At 43.0% G+C, this 21,075-nt stretch carries 20 protein-coding genes; 14 read left to right on the top strand and 6 right to left on the bottom strand.

Annotated features, from left to right (window positions below):
* Positions 1-222: 222 nt before the first annotated feature.
* The 3 genes from IFO66_RS07535 to IFO66_RS07545 form a co-directional block, all read right to left on the bottom strand.
* A complete protein-coding gene (locus IFO66_RS07535) occupies positions 223-996 on the bottom strand; it encodes a hypothetical protein (protein WP_192024534.1) in 774 nt (257 codons plus the stop codon).
* Positions 997-1,066: 70 nt separating this feature from the next.
* Entirely contained in the window at positions 1,067-1,723 is a 657-nt protein-coding gene (locus IFO66_RS07540) for a hypothetical protein (protein WP_192024535.1), read from the bottom strand.
* A gap of 296 nt (positions 1,724-2,019) precedes the next feature.
* Positions 2,020-3,111, bottom strand: coding sequence for a M24 family metallopeptidase (locus tag IFO66_RS07545; RefSeq protein WP_192024536.1), 1,092 nt, complete (start codon positions 3,109-3,111; stop codon positions 2,020-2,022).
* Between the two features lie 833 nt (positions 3,112-3,944).
* Here IFO66_RS07545 and IFO66_RS07550 point away from each other — a divergent pair.
* A complete protein-coding gene (locus IFO66_RS07550; RefSeq protein WP_192024537.1) occupies positions 3,945-4,625 on the top strand; it encodes a TorD/DmsD family molecular chaperone in 681 nt (226 codons plus the stop codon).
* 121 nt (positions 4,626-4,746) lie between these two features.
* Here the strand turns inward: IFO66_RS07550 and IFO66_RS07555 are convergent, their stop codons facing one another.
* From IFO66_RS07555 to IFO66_RS07565, 3 genes are all read right to left on the bottom strand, one after another.
* Positions 4,747-5,061 (bottom strand): DMT family transporter, encoded by a 315-nt coding sequence (locus IFO66_RS07555; protein ID WP_192024538.1) that lies wholly within the window; start codon positions 5,059-5,061, stop codon positions 4,747-4,749.
* A complete protein-coding gene (locus IFO66_RS07560) occupies positions 5,061-5,408 on the bottom strand; it encodes a DMT family transporter (protein WP_192024539.1) in 348 nt (115 codons plus the stop codon). Before IFO66_RS07560 ends, IFO66_RS07555 begins: the two co-directional genes overlap by 1 nt.
* A gap of 102 nt (positions 5,409-5,510) precedes the next feature.
* Positions 5,511-6,086, bottom strand: coding sequence for a TetR/AcrR family transcriptional regulator (locus IFO66_RS07565; RefSeq protein ID WP_192024540.1), 576 nt, complete (start codon positions 6,084-6,086; stop codon positions 5,511-5,513).
* A 353-nt stretch (positions 6,087-6,439) separates the two neighbouring features.
* On the opposite strand from IFO66_RS07565, the gene cls reads away from it, so the two are divergent.
* From cls to IFO66_RS07630, 13 genes are all read left to right on the top strand, one after another.
* The gene (gene cls / locus IFO66_RS07570; RefSeq protein WP_192024541.1) at positions 6,440-7,957 is read left to right on the top strand and encodes a cardiolipin synthase; all 1,518 of its coding nucleotides are present in this window, start codon (positions 6,440-6,442) and stop codon (positions 7,955-7,957) included.
* A 174-nt stretch (positions 7,958-8,131) separates the two neighbouring features.
* Positions 8,132-9,010, top strand: coding sequence for an ABC transporter ATP-binding protein (locus IFO66_RS07575; RefSeq protein WP_192024542.1), 879 nt, complete (start codon positions 8,132-8,134; stop codon positions 9,008-9,010).
* A gap of 253 nt (positions 9,011-9,263) precedes the next feature.
* A complete protein-coding gene (gene sdaAB / locus IFO66_RS07580) occupies positions 9,264-9,926 on the top strand; it encodes an L-serine ammonia-lyase, iron-sulfur-dependent subunit beta (protein ID WP_192024543.1) in 663 nt (220 codons plus the stop codon).
* Positions 9,927-9,954: 28 nt separating this feature from the next.
* Entirely contained in the window at positions 9,955-10,821 is an 867-nt protein-coding gene (sdaAA, locus tag IFO66_RS07585; protein WP_192024544.1) for an L-serine ammonia-lyase, iron-sulfur-dependent, subunit alpha, read from the top strand.
* Between the two features lie 323 nt (positions 10,822-11,144).
* Positions 11,145-12,206 (top strand): type 2 isopentenyl-diphosphate Delta-isomerase, encoded by a 1,062-nt coding sequence (fni, locus tag IFO66_RS07590; protein WP_192024545.1) that lies wholly within the window; start codon positions 11,145-11,147, stop codon positions 12,204-12,206.
* Between the two features lie 235 nt (positions 12,207-12,441).
* The gene (locus tag IFO66_RS07595) at positions 12,442-14,223 is read left to right on the top strand and encodes a methyl-accepting chemotaxis protein (RefSeq protein WP_192024546.1); all 1,782 of its coding nucleotides are present in this window, start codon (positions 12,442-12,444) and stop codon (positions 14,221-14,223) included.
* A gap of 228 nt (positions 14,224-14,451) precedes the next feature.
* Entirely contained in the window at positions 14,452-15,810 is a 1,359-nt protein-coding gene (locus IFO66_RS07600; RefSeq protein WP_192024547.1) for a sodium-dependent transporter, read from the top strand.
* A 204-nt stretch (positions 15,811-16,014) separates the two neighbouring features.
* Positions 16,015-16,956, top strand: coding sequence for a hypothetical protein (locus IFO66_RS07605; protein ID WP_192024548.1), 942 nt, complete (start codon positions 16,015-16,017; stop codon positions 16,954-16,956).
* A gap of 475 nt (positions 16,957-17,431) precedes the next feature.
* On the top strand, positions 17,432-18,376 hold the full coding sequence (locus IFO66_RS07610; RefSeq protein WP_192024549.1) for an ACP S-malonyltransferase: 945 nt from the start codon (positions 17,432-17,434) through the stop codon (positions 18,374-18,376).
* Positions 18,377-18,378: 2 nt separating this feature from the next.
* On the top strand, positions 18,379-19,131 hold the full coding sequence (fabG, locus tag IFO66_RS07615; RefSeq protein WP_192024550.1) for a 3-oxoacyl-[acyl-carrier-protein] reductase: 753 nt from the start codon (positions 18,379-18,381) through the stop codon (positions 19,129-19,131).
* Between the two features lie 52 nt (positions 19,132-19,183).
* Positions 19,184-19,702 carry a 3-hydroxyacyl-ACP dehydratase FabZ gene (fabZ, locus tag IFO66_RS07620; RefSeq protein WP_192024551.1) on the top strand — a complete coding sequence of 173 codons (519 nt, stop codon included), beginning with the start codon at positions 19,184-19,186 and terminating at the stop codon, positions 19,700-19,702.
* A gap of 547 nt (positions 19,703-20,249) precedes the next feature.
* On the top strand, positions 20,250-20,720 hold the full coding sequence (locus IFO66_RS07625) for an acyl-CoA thioesterase (protein ID WP_192024552.1): 471 nt from the start codon (positions 20,250-20,252) through the stop codon (positions 20,718-20,720).
* A gap of 42 nt (positions 20,721-20,762) precedes the next feature.
* Complete coding sequence (locus IFO66_RS07630; RefSeq protein ID WP_028593862.1) at positions 20,763-21,056, top strand: acyl carrier protein; 294 nt, start codon at positions 20,763-20,765, stop codon at positions 21,054-21,056.
* Positions 21,057-21,075: the final 19 nt, after the last annotated feature.

A 21,075-nucleotide genomic window follows, 5' to 3' on the forward strand; every position in this document is an offset into this window, starting at 1 on the left:
CGTGGGGTGCATCCATCTCTAGAAATAGGGCTTCCGTCCGTACGGTCAGCTATATCTGATTCAAATCATTGCATCTAATACTAATATTTTCACTATATTATTCCATAGTAAACCAACTTGTCAACTGGGTTATTGATAAATGTTTACGTGGATTTTTGTTTACGTATGACAGTTCGCATGCCATTCCAAAAATTCAAGCCGATTGCCAAGGATATGTCTATCTTAAGACTGGATGTCTTGAATGGTAATGGGAATTAACGTTTTTGATATTGAAGACTTCTTACCCTCGATCAATTGCTCGCAAATGACTTCAAAATTAATGCTATATAAATGTTGTTGCTCATAATAGGTTTTGTTCAGATTAAATGTTACTTCATACAAGTTTGAACTTTCTTTTTTCTCAATGAGTTTAGTTGTTGGTTCACTAATTACACCTATAAGTGAATCGGGGACTTTGAAATTAACTTTCGCACCATTAACTCTGGTTAGTTCATATTTCATCGTTACTTTCGTTCCATGCTGACTAAATGCGCTTCCCATGACATATATTTGTTTGTCCTCTGGGATTTGATCAGTGTGGTCTTTTCCGTCAAATACAAATAATCCTGTTTCAAGCTTAATCTCGTTATTAAATCCATCTATTATTACAATTTGATTGAAGTTAACATTATTTCCTTCAGTTTTTATCCATAGTTTATTATGATCAATGATATCAAACTTATGCTCGTTCTTTATGGATTGAACAAGTTTGTTATTCATATATAGATGTACACTTTGAATATTTTCAATGGTGTTAATAGCGTAAGGGAAGTAAATAGTGAAATCTGTATCATTAAACAAATAAGACTCCTCATTCATAACAAACTGCTGCATCTTATTTATATTTTCTTTATATGTTATTTGACTTTTTGATTCTGTGGCTGTACTACCTAAATCACAACCTACTAGAATAATAAATAACCATATAGTCAAACTAGTACCAAGACTACGTTTCATATGCTTTCTTACCCCTTTTTGTTTAAAGAGCATCCCTAAACGGAATGCTCTTTAATTGTGTAAGTCTTATTTATTTTTTAATTGGATTTGAATAGATCCAATATTCATTTCCTCTATGATCTAAGCTAGAAGCGGAGTAACGAGTATCACCAAACCATCCTGTATGCGTATATCTATAGTTTTGTTCCACGGTTTTTTTTGCGCTTTTTAATTCAGTAACATAGTATGGCTTTACAGTTACTTCTTGAATAAATTCTTTAGAATAAGTTTGTCCGATTGTTCCTTGCATTTGGGCTTGAGCAAATGTGCTAAACCCATACTCAATTTGTCCAGAGATAGAAGCCGTCATGCTAGACGTAGTTTTGAGCGTTATTTTTACAGAGCCTTTTGTATTGTTATTGTAACGATCATAGTCGTGACCTGAGTATTTATTAGCTTCTGACACTTTGGACCAAGTGTTAATACCACGAAGGACGTTAGGTGGTAGAGTGCCTTCTTTTCTTGGAACAAATTCAGGTGTTGTTCCTAATTCCGCATCTTTTAATTCCTTGTAATTATCAGGAATAACAGGAATTCCATCAAGATACTTTACACCATCAATTGTTTTTTCTACGGGCGCTCTAAAATTCGCTTCATCATTAGCATGAGCAACAGACCCTAGTGAAGAAATTGATAGTGAAATTGCCAAAGTGCTTAAAACTGTAATTTTCTTTAAACTTTTCTTCAAAACAACAACTCTCCTAATTTTTAGTGAAAATAAATTCTAATATACCTTGTTAAGAATTTCAATAAAAATCATTGAAATTATATACTCCTTATATTGTAAAAAAAGTTCGCTGGCGAAAAGTTAATTATTCTAAGGGGGCTTCTTGAAAGAATGATAGCTCAGGAAGATTAAACTGATAGTTCTTAAGCTTTATATTTTATAGAGTAGAATTGTCAGAATCGTAGAAATTGAGTGTGTACGGTCGATAATGAAAAAAAGATGTGCAGCTTCGAAGAGATGCTGCACATCTTTATAAATTACACACCAATAACCGTCAGTTCTTTAGGGAAGGAAGTCAATACACGTACGCCATCCTTTGTAACGACGACATCATCTTCAATACGCACGCCGCCAACACCTGGAACATATACACCAGGTTCGATCGTAAATGCTATGCCTGGTTGAAGCGTATCTTCATTTTGCTCATGAATCGAAGGATACTCATGTACATCGATACCGAGGCCGTGCCCTAGACGATGTGTGAAATATTCGCCGTAGCCCTTCTCCGTAATGAGGTCGCGTGCTGTACGGTCAAGGGAACCGAATGTAACACCCGGCTTCACGGCTGCAATCGCAGCTTCGTTAGCTGCTAATACCGTATTGTAAATAGCTTTCAATTCGTCGCTTACTTCGCCAACTGCGAACGTACGCGTAATGTCGGAAGCATAGCCATCCAAATAAACGCCAAGGTCGAACAGCAACAGGTCGCCTTCTTGAATGCGGCGTGTGCCTGGAATGCCGTGCGGCAGTGCGGAATTGTCACCTGTCAGCACCATCGTAGAGAAGGAAGGGCCTTCAGCGCCTTGCTTCTTCATTTCATACTCTAGCTCTGCCACAACTTCTGCTTCAGTCATACCGACACGAACTCGCTCTACGACATTGCCAAGCACTGTTTCCACACAGTCAGCAGCAGCTTGCATGCGCTCGATTTCTACGTCAGTCTTTACAACACGTAGTGACTGTAGCTCTTGTCCGATGTCTTCCACGTTCACAGCTTGTACGACAGCTTGCAGTGCTTCATAGCGCTGTACTGTCATATGTGCCTTTTCAATACCGAATGTGTGAAGGGATGAAGGTAGCTGTTCACGTAAAATTAGATAAGGATTGTCCGTGTCTTTGTGTGTTGCGATGCGCTTAATGGAGGAATCAGCAGCAGCTTTGTCTCCATCTAGAGCAGGGACGATTAAGACAGGATCTTGTCCTTGTGCAAGCACGATGCCGAGGAAGCGCTCATGCGGGTCACAAGCAAAGCCTGTAAAGTAGTACACATGCTTCGGATCGGTAATAAGCATAGCATCCCACTTATTGCGTTCCATAGCAGTATAGAGTTGTTGTACGAGGTTATTCATGGTGTAGTCATCCTTTCCGTTCTAAATTGATATATATCGACGATATCATGTTTACCCCATAAATGCGAATTTGATGAGGAAAGCAGCGGTAGTTGTAAAAGTAATTTTAGAAGTTGACTAGTTGAAGTGGTTAAAGGGGAGCTTATATGAATTGCATGGTTGTAACGGTTGCCACAGAGGCTATTTAGCTCAAATTGGCTTCATTCGGATTGTAAGGAACGCCAACGAGCTTATTTTTCAATGTGATCGATATCATTAAGCGGAATGGCTAAAATAAGCGCTCCTATGATCGTTACAATATTGATCCCAGTGATTTTGTCTGAATAACGTCAATGGCAACCGTTAGAGGAGGGAGCTTTATGCTCTCTATGCTAGAGAGGGTACGATAGTGGTGCTGTATACGGTTCGTCCATCGAGGGAGCGTCATGACTTTATGCTATTGGGCATATCGAATGCCAACGATAGAGTTTCACCTCAATGCGATAACTACGTTCTGTTACATAGTCGACGTATTTCCCGAATTTCCAAATGTTTCACGTTCCTCGTGGAACATTTTTCGACTATATTCGACTACGGGTGTGTTGAAATATACGGGATAACGAATGATCGTGGCAACAAATATAGGTGTGAACAGAGGAGTAGGGAATTTGTGGTATCATTTTCCGACTAGTGCCGAACTGAGAACAGTTTGTTCTTACCTTGAGATGAGGTTCACATAATATTCGAATTCTAGCTCGATTTTTTGATTTTTGCCACACTATTTCATCTTCAATTATGGGAAAATGGAAATGTAAGGATAGGAAAAAGGATGATTTTGATGGAGGGGACCGACGATGGTGACAACGGCAGAACTGCCAGTCCATTGGAATGAACATACAGTAGAACAGTTAGAGGTACGGAAGGCCGGTTATCAACTGTTGGTTGATTTTCTTGGAGAAGCACCAACACTGGAAGTGATAATGTCATGGCGCAATCATCCAGAACTGATTAGATTGTCACAGATCTCAGAAGGAGCACGTATCGTTCATGAGACGTTGTGCAAGATGACAGGAGAGGATATGTATCGTTTGTTCGCTCGCTTGCGTGATGAGTATGCACGTTTGTTCAACCGTGGAGGCGAACTGCCTGTAACTCCATGTGAGACGATGTATCGTGCGAATGAGCAGATGCTGCCGAAGTCTTATGCACAAGAGGTTTGCAAGGAATATGAACAGTTTAGCCTTCACTTTAAGAAGTTGAGAGGCGAGACGGACGATCATATTGCGATTGAACTCGAATTTATGATTACGTTAATTGAAAAAATGCTGAATACAGTTATGACTGAAGAAAGATTCAGCCGTTATATGAATGGGCAGCGTCGTTTTGTGAAAGAACATTTGCAATGTTGGGCGGCGCGTTTCGCTGCTGATTTGAAGCAGTATACGACACATCCATTATACGGTGCTATTGCTATGATGCTGCAAGAATTTGTGGCACGTGAAGCACGTTGGGCATTAGAAGGGGACGCGGCATAGTAATAGAGTTAGGTTTAAATAATAAAAGGGCTGTCACCATCAATTGAACGATGGAGATAGCCCTTGAGACCTGCCATTTGAGGCAGGTCTTTTTGCTTTTATTTTTTGATCCCTATAATGGTTATGCTAACAGCTTTAGACCGATAACAGAAGCGACGATGACTGCAATACATAAGATTCGCTTCCAGTCTTTCTGTTCTTTGAACAAGGTCATTCCTAATACGGCACTACCCGCTGTACCGATACCTGTCCAGATGGCATAAGCAGTACCCATGGAAATGGACTTCATTGCATAAGAAAGCATCGAGAAGCTTAATCCGAAGGCTACGGCCAGCATCAAGTAAGACTGCCAGTTGCGATGTGTCGTAACACGTTTAATCGCGAGTACACCTGCCACTTCGAACAAACCTGCAGTAATCAAAATCAACCATGCCATTATGCTACACCTTCTTTCGCTTCTTCATTCTCATCTTTGGTCACTAGCTTAAGCCCGATAACGGCACCAGCCAGTGTTGCAATGAAGAATAGTTTAATTGGGTTGGCAGGCTCTCCGAATACAAGAATCTCCATTAGTACGGTACCTGCTGTACCGATACCCGTAAACACTGCATAAACCGTGCCAAGTGGAAGCTTGGAAGCCGCTTCAATTAACACTTTAAAGCTCAGAGCAATTGCAGCGATGGTTAAAGCCCAGTGCCACCACTCTGTTGAATATTTCAGACCAGATACCCAGAAAATCTCCAGAAATCCAGCTAAGAACACCAATCCCCAATGTTTGTTCATGATGGTGATTCTCCCCTTTACGTTTTATATATTTTAAATAGATATTGTTCGTACAACAGCTCAAACTGCCCCTGTATGATAAATGAAGTGGTTTTGTTGTTGCTATTTGTTCAATCCTCTCCAGAACATCAGCCAAGCTGCATTCAGTCTTCTCGTTGCACGTTCAGGGCCGCCGTAAAGCAATTCAACGAAAAACCCATCAAGCAAGCATAGAAACGCCGCAGCGGCTTGCCCTGCGTCTATATTGTCAATTTCTCCAGCTTCTACAGCTGCTGTAATACGTGAAGCTACATATTTCTCTAATGTGTCCAAATACGTATACAACCGCTCCATGACTTCCTGTTCCATCCCAGCAGGTGGAAAGAAGGAGGTACGCAGCATAAATTTCATGTCCGGATGTGTATCATATCGTTCTTGATAAGTGGTAAGCATCAACGGTAGCAGCTGCTTTAATGGCATTTCACGGTTTGCTTCAGCTAGCTTTGTAATGTAATCCAGCTCAGATTGGAACACATTTTGAACGACACGCAGAAAAAGATCATCTTTACTTTTAAAATGTGCATATATTGAAGGCTTCTTAATGCCGACCTCTTCAGCAATCATGGCGAGCGAAGTTTCCGCGTAGCCATGCTCCGCGAAGTGGGCAAGTGCGACTTGTTGGATTCGGTTTGCTGTCATAATAGGAGACCTCCTCATTAGCAATATTTTGTACCAAACATGTTGTTCCTACTGGATAGACAAGCTAGAGAATTCTGTATGCTGCTCTTTGTACGTACTCAACAGAAGCGATAAACTGAGAAATGAACTTTATTTTAACTACCTAACGGTCGTTAGTTAATATGCTGCTATTATTTCACATGGAGATATGTCTGTCAATATATATTCGAAAGATCTTTTTGCTGCATTTGTTAGTAATAAGGATTGAGCCTTATGTACGAAGTGTAAAGATCATTCAGGAAATGTAGATTGGCAAGAGGAGAGAGTTAAGGGCATAATAAACAGATAGACATCCGAAGTGGAGGGTACGCGTAATGAGAAGGAGCATACAAATTACATTATTTCTTATAATGCTCTTAACGCTCGGCTACTACGTAAATGATACATTTGGTCGAACAATTGCCACGGCACTAAGTATTTTAACCCCATTAGCAGTTTTAACGCTGGCTATCATTATTTTTATGGAGAATCGGCATCCATCCAGTACGATGGCTTGGCTGTTAATTTTAGCACTTATTCCTGTGGTAGGATTCGTCTTTTACCTGTTGTTCGGACAAAATTATCGTAAACGGCGCAAGTACTCGAAGAAGGCGAAACGTGATAAAGAAGAATATGCATTCCTTAAGGCGCAGTGGATCGAAAGTCAATACTCAGCCAGAGAATTTACGGCTGAACAGCGCAAGCTACTGCTGCTCATGAATCGTATTAGCAATAGTACAGTTAGTTTCTCTACAGAGACGAAAGTGCTTACAAATGGGGAAGAAACCTTTTCCGCCCTGCTGCATGAATTGCGGATGGCACAACATCACATCCATATGGAATATTACATATACCGCGATGATGATATTGGTAGAGAAATTCAGCAAATTCTTATTGAAAAAGCAAAATCCGGGGTACATGTTCGTTTTATGTATGATGCAGTAGGCAGTGTGTATTTGAAAAATAGCTTCGTAAAAGAACTGCGTGAAGCCGGTGTTCAGGTGGCTGTATTCGGTCCTGTGCGATTCCATCTTGTGTCCAACAAGGTTAATTATCGTAACCATCGTAAAATTGTTGTTATCGATAGTAGCGTTGGATTTATGGGCGGATTAAATGTTGGGGACGAATACTTGAGTCGTAACAAGACGTACGGTTTTTGGCGGGACACGCATATGATTGTTCGGGGGGAAGCGGTGCAAACGCTGCAAGCTATTTTCCTCAAAGATTGGCGTCATATGACGAAGGAAAAGGTTGTAGAACCGAAATATTTTGTATCCTGTAATACGTTGAATCCAGAAGCAGAGCATGGGGCTGTCCAAATTATTGCGAGCGGACCTGATCAGGAATTCCAGACGATGAAGAACCTGTTCTTCTCGATGGTCACATCTGCACAGAAGTCGATATGGATCGCGACACCGTATTTTGTTCCAGATGAAGATTTGCTTACAGCACTTAAAGTAGCGGCTTTATCAGGGCTGGATATTCGGTTGCTGTTTCCTGCGAAGCCAGATCGATGGCTGCCTTTTCTTGCGTCTCATTCCTATTTCCCGGGGCTAATCGAATCCGGTGTCAAAATCTATGAATACGAAAAGGGCTTCTTGCACTCTAAGCTCGTCATTGTAGATGGAGAAATTGCGACCATTGGCACGACGAATATGGATATGCGCAGTTTCTACTTGAACTTTGAGGTAAATGCGCTGCTTGTGCGTACAGATAGTATCGAGCGACTTGTGACAGACTTTGAACGCGATCTTCAATCAGCAGCCCGTATTAATGAAGAGCAATTCAAAAAGCGCAAGAAGAGGACGAGGTTCTTGGAATCTTTAGCCCGCTTATTCTCTCCGTTATTATAGTACGTAAAAAATTCAACCTATATTGTGCCATGGAAACGATTGACTATCTAATGGGCATATGTCATCATAGAGAAAAGATGAGAACGATTATCATTATTTTTAACGCTTGCAGTTTATCAATTTAGGTATGGGGTTGGAATTCGAGCTGGGCCCATACGTTGAGGAGGGCCGTCAATGGCAGGATTACAGACTGAATCGATAACGTTAGCTTATGATGACACGGTCATTGTGGATCAGTTGTCTTTAAATATCCCACAGGGTAAAATTACAGTACTAATCGGCAGCAATGGATGCGGCAAGTCAACATTACTGCGCTCACTTGCTCGTTTGCTCAAGCCAAACGAAGGTTCTGTCCTTTTGAATGGACATGATATTCATACTTCTTCCACGAAGGAAGTTGCACGCAAGCTTGCGATTTTGCCACAGGGGCCTGTCGCTCCAGAAGGCTTGACAGTACAACAGTTGGTGAAGCAGGGGAGATATCCTTATCAGAGCTGGCTTAAGCAGTGGTCAGAAGAAGATGAGCGCTGTGTCAATCACGCTTTGAAGGTTACTGGGATGGAAGAACTGAAGCACCGCCCAGTAGATGCGCTATCAGGTGGCCAACGTCAGCGTGCGTGGATTGCGCTAACATTGGCTCAAAATACGGACATCATTCTGTTGGATGAGCCTACAACTTACTTGGATCTCAGCCACCAGATCGAGATTCTAGACTTGCTGTACGATTTGAACCGTGAAGAAGGCCGTACGGTTGTCATGGTACTACATGACTTGAACTTGGCTTGTCGTTACGCAGATTATATCGTTGCTGTACAAAATAAAGGTATTTACGCAGAAGGTGCGCCAGAAGAAATACTATCCCCACAGCTTGTGAAGGATGTATTCCAGATGGACTGCATGATCTGCTGCGACCCTATCTTTGGTACACCCATGTGTGTACCTCATGGAAAAGGACGCAATTGCATCAAAGATGCACTTACTTTCAAGCAAAATGCGGATTTGCTGCGTACTGTAGCTACGGATTATTCTGCTTTGGCAGTGGCAGCGAAGTAATTGCATTGCAGCAATATTGAAGTAATCATACATAGCCCGCCCTCTCTCCTATTAAGGATGAAAAGGGGCGGGCTTTTTGCTGTATTTTCGGCGGCAGATTTATCAAATGTATCATTGTCAACATTTTCAAACCAGAAATGAAAAATTGAAGTTGGAGAATGTATCGTTGTCGCGTACAATTAGGGTTGTTCGTGCATTTTACGCACACAGTGGAAAGAGAAATCATATTGAATAGAAGACGGAGGTGCGCTTTATGAAATATCGCAGCGTCTTTGATATAATCGGGCCCATTATGGTAGGGCCATCGAGTTCGCATACTGCGGGAGCTGCTAAGATTGGCAGGCTTGCTCGCAGTATTTTTGGGCGTCAGCCGCAGTCGGTGCATATCTCGTTGTACGGATCATTTGCAGAGACATATAAAGGTCACGCAACAGATGTGGCTTTGATCGGTGGATTGTTGGATTATGAACCGGATGATACGAGGTTGCCGGAAGCCCCGCGTTACGCAGAGGAAGCAGGGATGGCAGTTACCATTGCGACAGAGGAAGCGGTGCCCGAGCATCCCAATACAGCTCGTATACGCATGCAGGATGAGCGGGACAAGATGGAGGTCGTCGGAATTTCGATCGGCGGCGGTAAAGTTGAAATTTGTGAGCTGAACGGATTTCCGCTTCAGCTGTCAGGAACGTGTCCTGCTATTTTAATCGTGAATGAGGATCGATTTGGAGTCGTAGCTGCCGTTACACAATTGTTAAGCAGAGAGCAAGTGAATATCGGGAATATGAAAGTATCGCGCAAGGAAAAAGGCGAGCGTGCATTGATGATTATAGAAACCGATGAACGAATGAAGCAGCCGTTGTTGGATGAAATCAATGAGCTGGCGGGCGTCATTCGTGTGCTTCGAATGGAAGATTAATTTTGCCGAATAGTTGAGGGGGTACATTATGTTTCGCAATGTAGCGGAGCTAATTGCATTAACGGAGGAGCATTCCTGTTCGATCGCGGAGATTATGATTGAGCTGGAGATAAAGGCTACGGATAGAACAAGGGCAGAGATACGCGCTCAGATGGGCCGCAATCTGGATGTGATGGAGCAAGCAGTGGAACGCGGGCTGGCAGGTGTTAAGTCTCATTCTGGCTTGACGGGCGGAGATGCAGTGAAGCTGAAAGCCTATATGAACAGCGGGCGAGGCTTAAGCGGAGATACGCTGCTTGATGCGGTATGCAAGGCAATAGCAACAAATGAAGTCAATGCCGCAATGGGTATGATTTGTGCAACACCAACGGCTGGTTCCGCAGGTGTTGTACCAGGTACTTTGTTTGCCTTACGTGAAAAATTGAATCCAAGTCGGGATGAGATGATCGATTACTTGTTCACCTCTGGAGCATTTGGGCTTGTAGCGGCGAATAATGCATCTATTAGTGGTGCAGCTGGCGGCTGTCAGGCTGAGGTGGGTACAGCTTCAGGGATGGCGGCGGCATCGATTGTTGCTTTGGCAGGAGGAACACCGAAGCAATCTGCTCAGGCAATGGCAATCGCTCTTAAGAACTTGCTAGGGCTTGTCTGCGATCCGGTAGCAGGATTGGTTGAGGTTCCATGTGTGAAGCGCAATGCGATGGGGGCGGCTGTGGCAATGATGGCAGCAGATATGGCGCTTGCAGGCATTGAGAGTGTCATTCCATGTGATGAAGTTATCGATGCGATGTATCGAATCGGCCAAACGATGCCGGTTGCTTTGAAAGAAACCGCGCAAGGTGGTCTTGCCGCAACACCTACAGGTGAACGTTTGAAGAAGCAAATTATGCAGTAGCAGAGCAGGCGCTCATGATGAGGAAGCTTGTCATTCTATTGCATGTTGCTATGTTAAACAGTTGGACATATACGGTATAATAAATATTTGATATTCTAAATGTAACAATGAATAGGTGCATTCCAATCTTTCTTTGGGAATGCACTCGCGTAAAAGAATAGTGGACAAGCCAAACCTATACTTAATTAATGCAGTGATATTGCATATGTGCTTATAAAGATAGCTTTTCAAGATAACTGTAATAATAAGCTACTGCTCCATCATCTATTCTATACGCATAAATCCAAGCTGAAGCCAGCGTACTGCCAAGGAGGTCGTAACCGATGTCAGAATGGAATAGTCAGGATGTGCCCGCGCACGGTGCAACCGAGCAGCGCAAAGCGGAGCATGTCCGTATTTGCTTGGATGAAGCAGTAAACAGTGTTGGTGTATTAACGGGATTGGAGCAATATCGTTTTCTTCATCAGGCATTGCCCGAAATCAATTTCGATGACATTGATCTGTCTACAACATGGTTCAACAAGCGAATTTCGACTCCTTTACTCATTAGTTCAATGACAGGCGGCAGTTACGGTACAGGCAGTATTAATCGCCGATTGGCAGAGGTGGCTGAGTCACGTGGATGGGCAATGGGGGTAGGGTCTGTACGTGCGGCAGTAGAGAATCCAGAAGTAGCTTCGACCTTCCGTTTGCGGGATGTTGCGCCTACCATTCCTATCTTCGCCAATATCGGTGCCGTTCAGCTCAATGCTGGTATGGGTATAGAGGAATGCCAAAGGGCGGTAGAGATTGTAGAGGCTGATGCGTTAATTCTTCACCTGAATGCGCTGCAAGAAGTGTTCCAGCCTGAAGGAGATATTGATTTTAGCGGATTGTTGGTTAAAATCGAACACATATGTCGTAAGCTTTCTGTACCAGTTGGTGTAAAAGAAGTGGGTTGGGGTATCGCTGCCGATACAGCGGTGCAGCTTGCTAATGCCGGTGTCGAATTTATCGATGTCGCGGGTGCAGGCGGGACTTCCTGGATTCAGGTAGAGAAATACCGCTCTAACGACGCAATGAAGCGACGTGCTGCTGCTGCTTTTGCGGACTGGGGAATTGGGACTGCTGATAGTGTCATTCAAGTTCGCGAAGCACTTCCAGATATGAAAATTGTCGCGAGCGGTGGTCTGCACAACGGAGTTGAGGCAGCTAAAGCAATCGCATTAGGTGCAGATGCAGCAGGCTTTGGACGTTCGCTGTTGCAGGCAGCTGTCGATTCTGAAGAAGCGATTGATGATGTGTTGGCTCAAATTGAATTTGAGCTCAGAGTAACGATGTTCGGTATTGGAGCACGTACGATTGAGGAACTGCGCCATACAAAGCGACTTTTGAAAAAGGAATAGCCGGAGCATAAGTACGTTCATAGTTGCTTTGTTCTATTAAGCCGATGACAGTGGGTAGCCGCTGTATCGGCTTTTTGAAATTATAGTTATTATATGCTTTATTTTATATGAGTACACATCTACATATACATTTAATGATAGGTACATATAGTCGTTCGACTACTTGCAATTGCGGAGCTGTATTAGCGGCTATCTGTGCAAAGTAATCGAATCTATACATCAGGGGGCTGACAGCATGAAACAGAAGGTAGCAACAATTGCTCGTTCAATGCAAGGCGTTTTTCAGAAGAAGAGAATGTCTATTAAACAGCGTTTCATCATTCTTGTAACTATAATTACGGTCGGCTTTATGATTGCAGGGACGGTGTCCAACCTTAGTTCGAGGACACTCGTCGATAGCATGGATCAGATGTATAACGAACATATGCAAAATGTCATTCGTGCAGAAAAAATGATGCTTGTTTTCAAGCAGTCCGAGTTGTTCTTGGAACGCACGATTGAGAGTGAGACGATGGATGAGGCGACAGGGCATGTGAATGACTATATGCGCTTTATTATGGAGGTTCGCCAGCCGCTGCAAGAAATTGTGAATAGTGAACACGGTGAGCAGGCAGCTAAGTATTTGGAAGCGATTGAAACACATTTATTTAAGTTGGAGTATTTGGCTGCCGAGATGAAAGGATATATTGCTGACGGTAAGCTGGAACAGGTTAAGCCAGAAATCGAAGCGGAAATAAGACCAATTGAGAAAAAAGTGTTCGCTGATATGCTGATTATTGAAGAAAGCAGTATACAAGCAGCAGAGCAAATTTACTTGAATAACAAGTCAGATGCGACACAAAGTCGGATTTTGAATGTTGTGATGACGATTGCTGTGGCTATTGCTTGCATATGGATGGCTGTAGCAACGATGAAGGTGATCCGAAAGCCGATTGATTCACTACAGCATTTAATGGCTGGAGCAGCAGAAGGGGACTTGAGTGCGACGAGCACGAATGTGGGAACAGATGAACTGGGACGTTTATCTGTCAGCTACAATGAAATGATTCTAGGTTTGAGGCGGCTTGTTGAACTTATTCAAACGAGTACAAATGTGTTAATGGACAATGTATCTCTAGTTGCAGAATTTGCTGTACAGTCCCAGCAAAGTGCTCAGCAGACGGCAGCAGCAATGGTGCGGACGGACGAAAGCGCTAAGCGTCAACAATCTTCTGCTGGTGAAACATTGCGTGCGATGGAAGATATGGCAAATAGCATTCAGCATATTGTTCACGCCACGACCGAAGTTGCCGATATAACACAATATGCAGGTCAGCACGCAGCACAGGGCGTTGTAACGATGGAACAAGCGGTTACTGAGATGGATCGTGTTCATCAATCTGTCCAGGGGGCTGAACATACGCTACAAGAGCTGCAGCAGCATTCCAAAGCAATCGTTCAGGTTATTACGATTATTCAGCAAATTAGTTCTCAGACATCCTTATTGGCGATTAATGCGTCCATTGAAGCTGCTCGTGCTGGTGAGCATGGCAGAGGGTTTAGTGTCGTTGCGGATGAGGTCCGCCAGCTTGCCGAGCAGTCTGGAGAGTCTTTGAAACGAATAAGCAGCATGGTTGATGCGATCCAGCGTAATACGGGCTACATGGCAAATGCGATGTTTGAAGTATCGAACCAAACACAAGCTGGGCAAGAAAAGGTAACAGCAGCGGGTGTTATGTTTAGAGATCTTCATCAGCAAATTAACGAAGTGGTAGAGCAAACCGAATCTGTATCGGCGTCTGTTCAAGAGATGAGTGCTTGTACAGAAGAGATCACAGCTGCCAGCTCGGAAATGGCGGCATTGTCCGAGCATGCAGCCGAAGAAGTTCAGCTTGTCACAACGATGACTACAACCCAGCTGGATCAGATGAGTCGCATATCTACTATTTTGGACGAGCTGTATGAAATGGCATATGGACTTGACGAGCAAGTAAATAAATTCCGCCTACAACAAGCAGAGACGGAGAGTAAGAAATAGTAAGAAAAGTAAGAAGCAGTACGTGCAGGTAAGAGTAGTAAAGGGCATTATGGGAACAGTAAAGGATAGAGAATAATCGCAAACAGGCACTGGCATATAGGTTTTGGATACCGGTAACATTTACCTTTAGCTATTAGCGGTTTGTTGTGATTACAATGGTCTTTATACTTATTGGTCTTACGACCAGATCACAATCGGAGTTAGAGTAGAGAGGTGTCCATCAGCAGCATGTCAAACAAGCAAGAAAGTCCTTCTACTGTAGACAAGAAGGCTGGCACAACAGAACGTTTCAGTTCCGCGGGCTTTATTTTGGCGGCAATCGGAAGTTCTGTAGGTTTGGGTAATATGTGGAAGTTTACGTATGTAACAGGACAGAATGGCGGGGGTGCCTTCTTCCTATTGTTCATTGCCTGCTTGTTTATCGTTGGCTTGCCCGTATTATTGGGAGAGTTGGCAGTTGGTCGTGCAGGACGTGGCGACGCCGTTATATCTTTTTCTAAGCTGTCAGGTAAGAAGTGGTGGGGAGCGCTCGGCTTTGTTGCTGTTATGGCTGCTTTCCTCGTAATGACGTTTTACAGTACAATCGCGGGCTGGACATTGCATTATGCAGTGCAGTCGATAAGCGGATCTTTATTTGAAAGTACAGATTATCAAGCCGTTTATGATGCTTTTACGGCAAGTTCAGCCCCTATTTGGTGGCAAATTGCTATCTTCGTTATAACGGGTATCGTTATCGCAAAAGGAATATCAAGTGGTATCGAAAAGTTTAATAAAATTGTTATCCCTGGATTGCTCATTATTCTCGTTATCATGTTGGTACGTACGCTGACGCTGGATGGAGCTGCTGAAGGTATTCGTTACTTCTTATATCCTGACTTCTCGCAGCTTACTTTCCAATCTGCTCTTGAGGCATTGGGCTTAGCATTCTTCTCCCTTTCTCTAGGGATGGGAGCGATGTTGACGTATGGAGCTTATGTAGAGAAGCATCAGTCTTTATCCGCAGCTACACTTGCTGTTGGTGCAGGGGATCTGGCCTATGCTCTTATCGCAGGTCTCATCATCTTCCCGACGACATTCACATTCGGAATTGCACCGAATGCAGGTCCAGGCCTCGTGTTCGTAGCACTGCCAGCTGCGTTTGCAGCAATGCCATTTGGCAATCTGTTTGGTGGTTTGTTCTTTATTTTACTAGCAATCGCCGCGATTACGTCTTGTTTGGCGTTGATTGAGGTGCCTGTAGCGTACTTGATGCGTAAATACGGCCATGGCCGCACGAAGGCGACTGTATTCGTTATGATCGCGATGTATGTGCTGGCATTGCCTGTGACGTTAGCTGCAGGCGGTGTGCTGACAGATGTGACGTTTGCAGGGCGCAACTTGTTCGATTGGCTGGATTTTGTGACATCAAATATTATGCTTCCGCTCGGCGGCTTGTTCGTGACGATCTTAGTCGGATTTGTCTGGAAAGGTGCTGGGGAAGAAACGGGTCTAAAAGGATGGTGGCTTAAGGCGTGGTTGTTCTCGATGCGTTATATTGCCCCAATTCTAATCGTGCTTATCTTCCTTAAGTACGCAGGAATTATTTAATTAGGTAGTTGGAAATGGAAATATAAGAATTGAAGCTAGGGAGTAACCTTCTACTTAAGGAGGGTTACTCCTTTTCTTTATGCGGATAATAGCATGAGAAAAAATTGCCAATCATAATAAGTGTGTGTATGTGCAACCTTCGACATATATAGCCCGTCTGAAGCATGAATAACAGAACAACACAACTTTGAGGAGGCACTAGTTATGAAAGCATGGAGCAAATTTCTCCTAACTACAACAGCCGTTACACTTTTAGCATTACCATTATCAGCATCCGCTCTTAGCAGCGTTAATGCCACAGAGCCAGTTCCTACTGCAAAAGTTATCGAAAGCAAGCAAGAGGCAGTTGAGCAAGCAGGAACTAAAGGGTTGCTGCAGCAAATTGTACATACTAAAAAAGGTACCCAAGTTTTTGTTGAAGGCGAAGGGATACGCCCCGTAGATCAGGATATAATTGTTTTGAATGTAACTGACAGCGTGCCAGTTGTTGATCAGCATGGTAACCCTGCCGATTTGTTAGAAGCTTTGCAGCAAGAATGGACGGTAACAGCCTATTATAATCCAGCAATTACGAAGAGCTTGCCAGCTAAAGGCAATGCGGAAAAGTTCGTAGTTGAGCGTCCGGAGGTTAAAGCGATGGTATCTACAGGTATCATTGATTCCACAGGAAAAGACCGTGTCGTTATGGTTGGCGATAGCAAAATCGTACTGAACTTGTCTGAAGAGACGGTTATCACAGATAAAGACGGTAAAAAGCTTAAGCAATCTGATCTGAAAGCTGGCCAACGCATTGAAGCTCACTATGGCCCGATGATGACAGCAAGCTTGCCACCAATTAGCCCGGCGCAAAAGATTGTAGTCTTGGGTGAAACAAGCCGCGTAGAAGGTGTTGTAGGAAAAGATATGAGTAAAGATGCGAAGAGCATCTATATTGATACAGCAGGCGACAAAAAGCGTGAGAACGATATCATCCTTCATCTCAACGAAGATACTTCTATTATTAACATTGTAGGTACACCGGTGAAGCCGGAAGAGATTAAGAAAGGCACAAAGATAGCTGCTTATCATTCTCTAGCAACTACTTTCTCCCTTCCTGCTCAAAGCAGTGCTTATGTAATCGTCGTACTCCCTGATCCAGTTAAATAATACAAACAGCCCCAACTGCTTAAAAGCAGTTGGGGCTGTTTTGTTCTTATATAAAAAAGGGAGAATGTCGTTCTATAGCAGAATTAACCGCTCAAGCCGATGTTGAAACATGTCTTTGTTTGACGAAATGTAGAATTTATTGTCAATAGGATAAAATATTCATTTTCAAATATTTTTTTGATTCGACAGGAGGATAAAAAAGGAAGATGACGAATACAAATATTGTCGAATCCTCGACTATGTCATTTATAACGTAACAAAGGAGGCAGAAAGCCAAATTTAGAAGTGTGTATGAATGGGATACTGTCCGCAAGAAAATGTAAACCTAACTCTCTTTTCAGAGGGAGACACAATTGCCTCGGTTTTTCTGATTAGCCAATTTCACTTCTTTTACTTTCATTCATTATATCTTTAAAGCAGTACACAAGCGCTGCGGAGGTAAGAAGCAGACAAATGCATATGCTGGAGGGGCGCTATGGGAAAAGTGGCTTTTTTGTTCCCTGGTCAGGGATCTCAAATCGTAGGCATGGGTAAAAACTATGCTAGAAGATTTGGTAGTGACTTTGAATCCATTTTTGATGAGGCTAGTGATGCGCTTGGTTTTGATTTAAGGCAGTTATGCTATGCAGGTCCCGAGCGTGATCTGATGAAGACTGAAATTGCACAGCCAGCCATTGTGACAGTTAGCAGTGGTATTTTGCGAGTGCTTATTAGAGAAGGACTATGTCCCGACATTGTAGCTGGTCATAGTGTAGGTCAATATTCGGCTTTAGTAGCTGCAGGTGTTTTATCGTTTGCAGATGCAGTGAAATTGGTACGCAAGCGCGGTGAGTTCATGGCAGCTGTGCGAACACCAGGAACGATGGCTGCTGTTGTTGTATCCCAACCCGAGCAAATGTCACAGGTGATAGCAGAGGTTAAGAATATGGAACTTGATATTGCTGGTATGAATACACCGAGTCAAATCGTCGTATCAGGCGCTAATCACATCGTTCCTATGCTATTGGAGCAGTTGCAAGCGATACAAGGAATAAGGACGAAGCCATTGGCCGTATCGCATGCGTTCCATTCTCGCCTAATGATTGAAATGGAAGAGCCTTTGATGGCTTATGCAGCAGGTTTATCCTTCTATGATGCTCAAGTACCCGTCGTGTTGAATGAAACAGCAAAAGTAACGACAGCAGTGGTCGATATTGTGGAGGATATTCGCGCACAATGCACAAAGCCAGTAGCTTGGAGACAAACCATTGAAGCAATTGGTCAGTATGAAGTTCAACATGTCATCGAAGTAGGCGCTGGAAATACGCTTACAGGGATGATGCGCTCATTCGGTAGCCATTGGAAAGGACAATCTACGAATTCTCCTATGGAGCTTGAGAAAGTATTACAACTGATGCGGAAGTTTAAAGAGGGGGCATAAGGATGGTGTGGTTTGAGCAAGGACAGATTGCGGTTGTCACTGGTGGATCAAAGGGGATCGGTAAGGCGATTGTACAGGATTTAGCGAGCCAAGGCGTAACGGTTGTTTTCACGTATTCTAGCAATGAAAAGGCAGCATTAACCATTGAAGCTGACATAAAGGCGTCTGGCGGTAACGTGAAAGCTGTACAAGTAAATGTGGCTTATGAACAGGATATTAAACGACTGTTTCAAATCGTGAAGACAGAGTATGGCAGACTTGATATTTTGGTGAATAATGCAGGCATTACGCAAGATGGCTTTTTGGCGGTCATGAGCGAGGCGAAGTGGGATGACGTGCTGCAAGTGAACTTGAAGGGGACGTTCCTATGTGCGCGTGAAGCTCTTAAAGTGATGATGAAGCATAAGTCGGGCTCTATTATAAATGTGGCTTCGACTAGTGGTATTACAGGCACACCGGGACAAACCAATTACGCTGCATCAAAGGGTGGAATGATAGCGTTCACAAAAAGTTTGGCAGCTGAAGCAGCGGCCTATCAGATTCGGGCGAATGTTGTAGCTCCTGGGTTTATTGAGACAGATATGACAAAGAAAATGGACAAGCAGGTACTATCAAAGTATATCGAGCATATTCCGCTTAAACGTATGGGTCGTCCAGAGGAAGTCGCACATTTAGTATCCTTTTTAGCCTCCAACCGAGCTTCTTACATTACAGGTAAAGTGTATACGGTGGATGGCGGAATGGTGAATGGGTAGGTAGAATGAATGATCGACTATGTCTGTTGTACATATAAAGGGGGATTTACAAATGAAGACAATACTAAATGCGGATGATATTCGTTCGCTGCTGCCGCATCGTTGGCCTTTTCTTCTACTTGACCGTATAGTCGAATTAAAACCTGGTGTGAGTGGGATTGGAATTAAAAACGTCACAGTCAGCGAACCATTTTTCGAAGGACATTTTCCGAAAGAATCGATTATGCCGGGGGTTCTTATCGTAGAGGCATTGGCTCAAATGACAGCACTCGTACACATTACAGGGGCTTTATATGAAATCCAACAGGGTGATAGTGAAGCAGCAGTTAGCCGTGAAAATATATTGAAGTTAATGGCTGGAGAAGGCGAAGATATTTCCTCTAAAGTGGGCTATTTAGCATCAATAAGGGATTTCAAATTCATAAAGCCAGTTGTACCAGGCGATCAATTGCTGTTAAAAGTTCAAGTGGGAAGGTCGTTAGGCGCATTATATCAAGTAAAAGTGTCCGCTATGGTGGATAAGCACATCGTAGCTGAAGGTAGCTTGAACGTTTCTCACCGTGTTGAGTAAGCTTAATAGGCTTAGACGGATACACGCAAACAACCTTAGCCGCTTGAAGTGACCAAGGTTGCTCGCTATATATTTAAGGGGAAACATGCTAACAATTAATCACCACATTCTATGAAGTTGAAACGTTAAAATTTTTTTGAAAGGAGAAGGAAAAATCAAGAAAGAAGCGAATATAAAAGAAATGTCGAAAATGCGACTATTTAATCAGAAAAAAGGGTTGAATGACTGATGTTGTCATCAATTGTAATTTGAATGGAGGGGAAATGTTCCTAATTATTTCAACATATCCGTATGTCTATGATCGTTACTCATGCTAGTTCAATCTACTTCATGTCTACATACATCATCGCTAATACATCGTTTTGTTTGTAAGTCCACACTTTCAATGTTTATTTTTCTGAGCTTGTCCTTATCATTTCTTCTTATCAGTCCTACATTTTTTACATTTCTGAAATTACATTACATGAATGAATTGAGCGAATTGTAAGCGATTACTCCTGTACTCGACTTTACCGTTCTATTTTACTGTATCTATTTTCGTGCAGGTTTGCATTCATATCGTTCATTCTACGAAGGAGGAATTCCTATTTATAAGCCGGTAACGATGGAAGTTCCTGTCCGTTACATTGAATGCGATCTCATGGGAGTAGCGCATCATTGTACGTATTTAGTTTGGTTTGAGTTGGGACGCGTTGAAATTATACGTGTTATCGGGGGAAAAGCGTTTGTTAACAAAAATAATTTTGTTTTCCCCGTCATTGATATTCAATGTTCTTACAAAGCATCTGCTCGCTTCGGTCAAACAGTCATTATCGAAACGATATTGAAGACTCCGGATAAGGCGTTACTTGAATTTGAATATCGTATTCTTCGTAAATATGGTCGCGAGCTGCTCGCAGAAGGCCGTTCCGTTCACACGCTGATGAATACAGACGGACAGACGATCTATCAGCTTCCAGGAACGATGAGAGAACGGATTGAGCAGTATCATAACGGCACGTTATGGCAGAAGCAGTAAATGGATCGAAAATGTGTATATAGCCTAGGGAGGAATGCATAGATGAATACGTATGAGGCTGGCTTTGCACAGGCAGCGGAGAGAATGGCACTTACAAGTAAAATTAAAGAAATTATCGTACAGCGACTTGATATGGATATTGACCCTGCATTTATTACGGACGACCAACCTATTTTTGGACGTGGTCTTGGTCTGGATTCTATCGATGCTCTAGAGTTATTGGTAGCGATCGAAGATGAATTTGGCGTAACGATATTTGATGATAACATGGCGGTTTTTGGATCTGTAAATAAAGTGGCTGACTATATTGTATCCAATACGAAAGCTGCTTCTTAATAGAGAATTATGCAGTCTT

It is taken from the genome of Paenibacillus arenosi (assembly GCF_014841135.1).
GTDB lineage: Bacteria > Bacillota > Bacilli > Paenibacillales > Paenibacillaceae > Paenibacillus_B > Paenibacillus_B arenosi.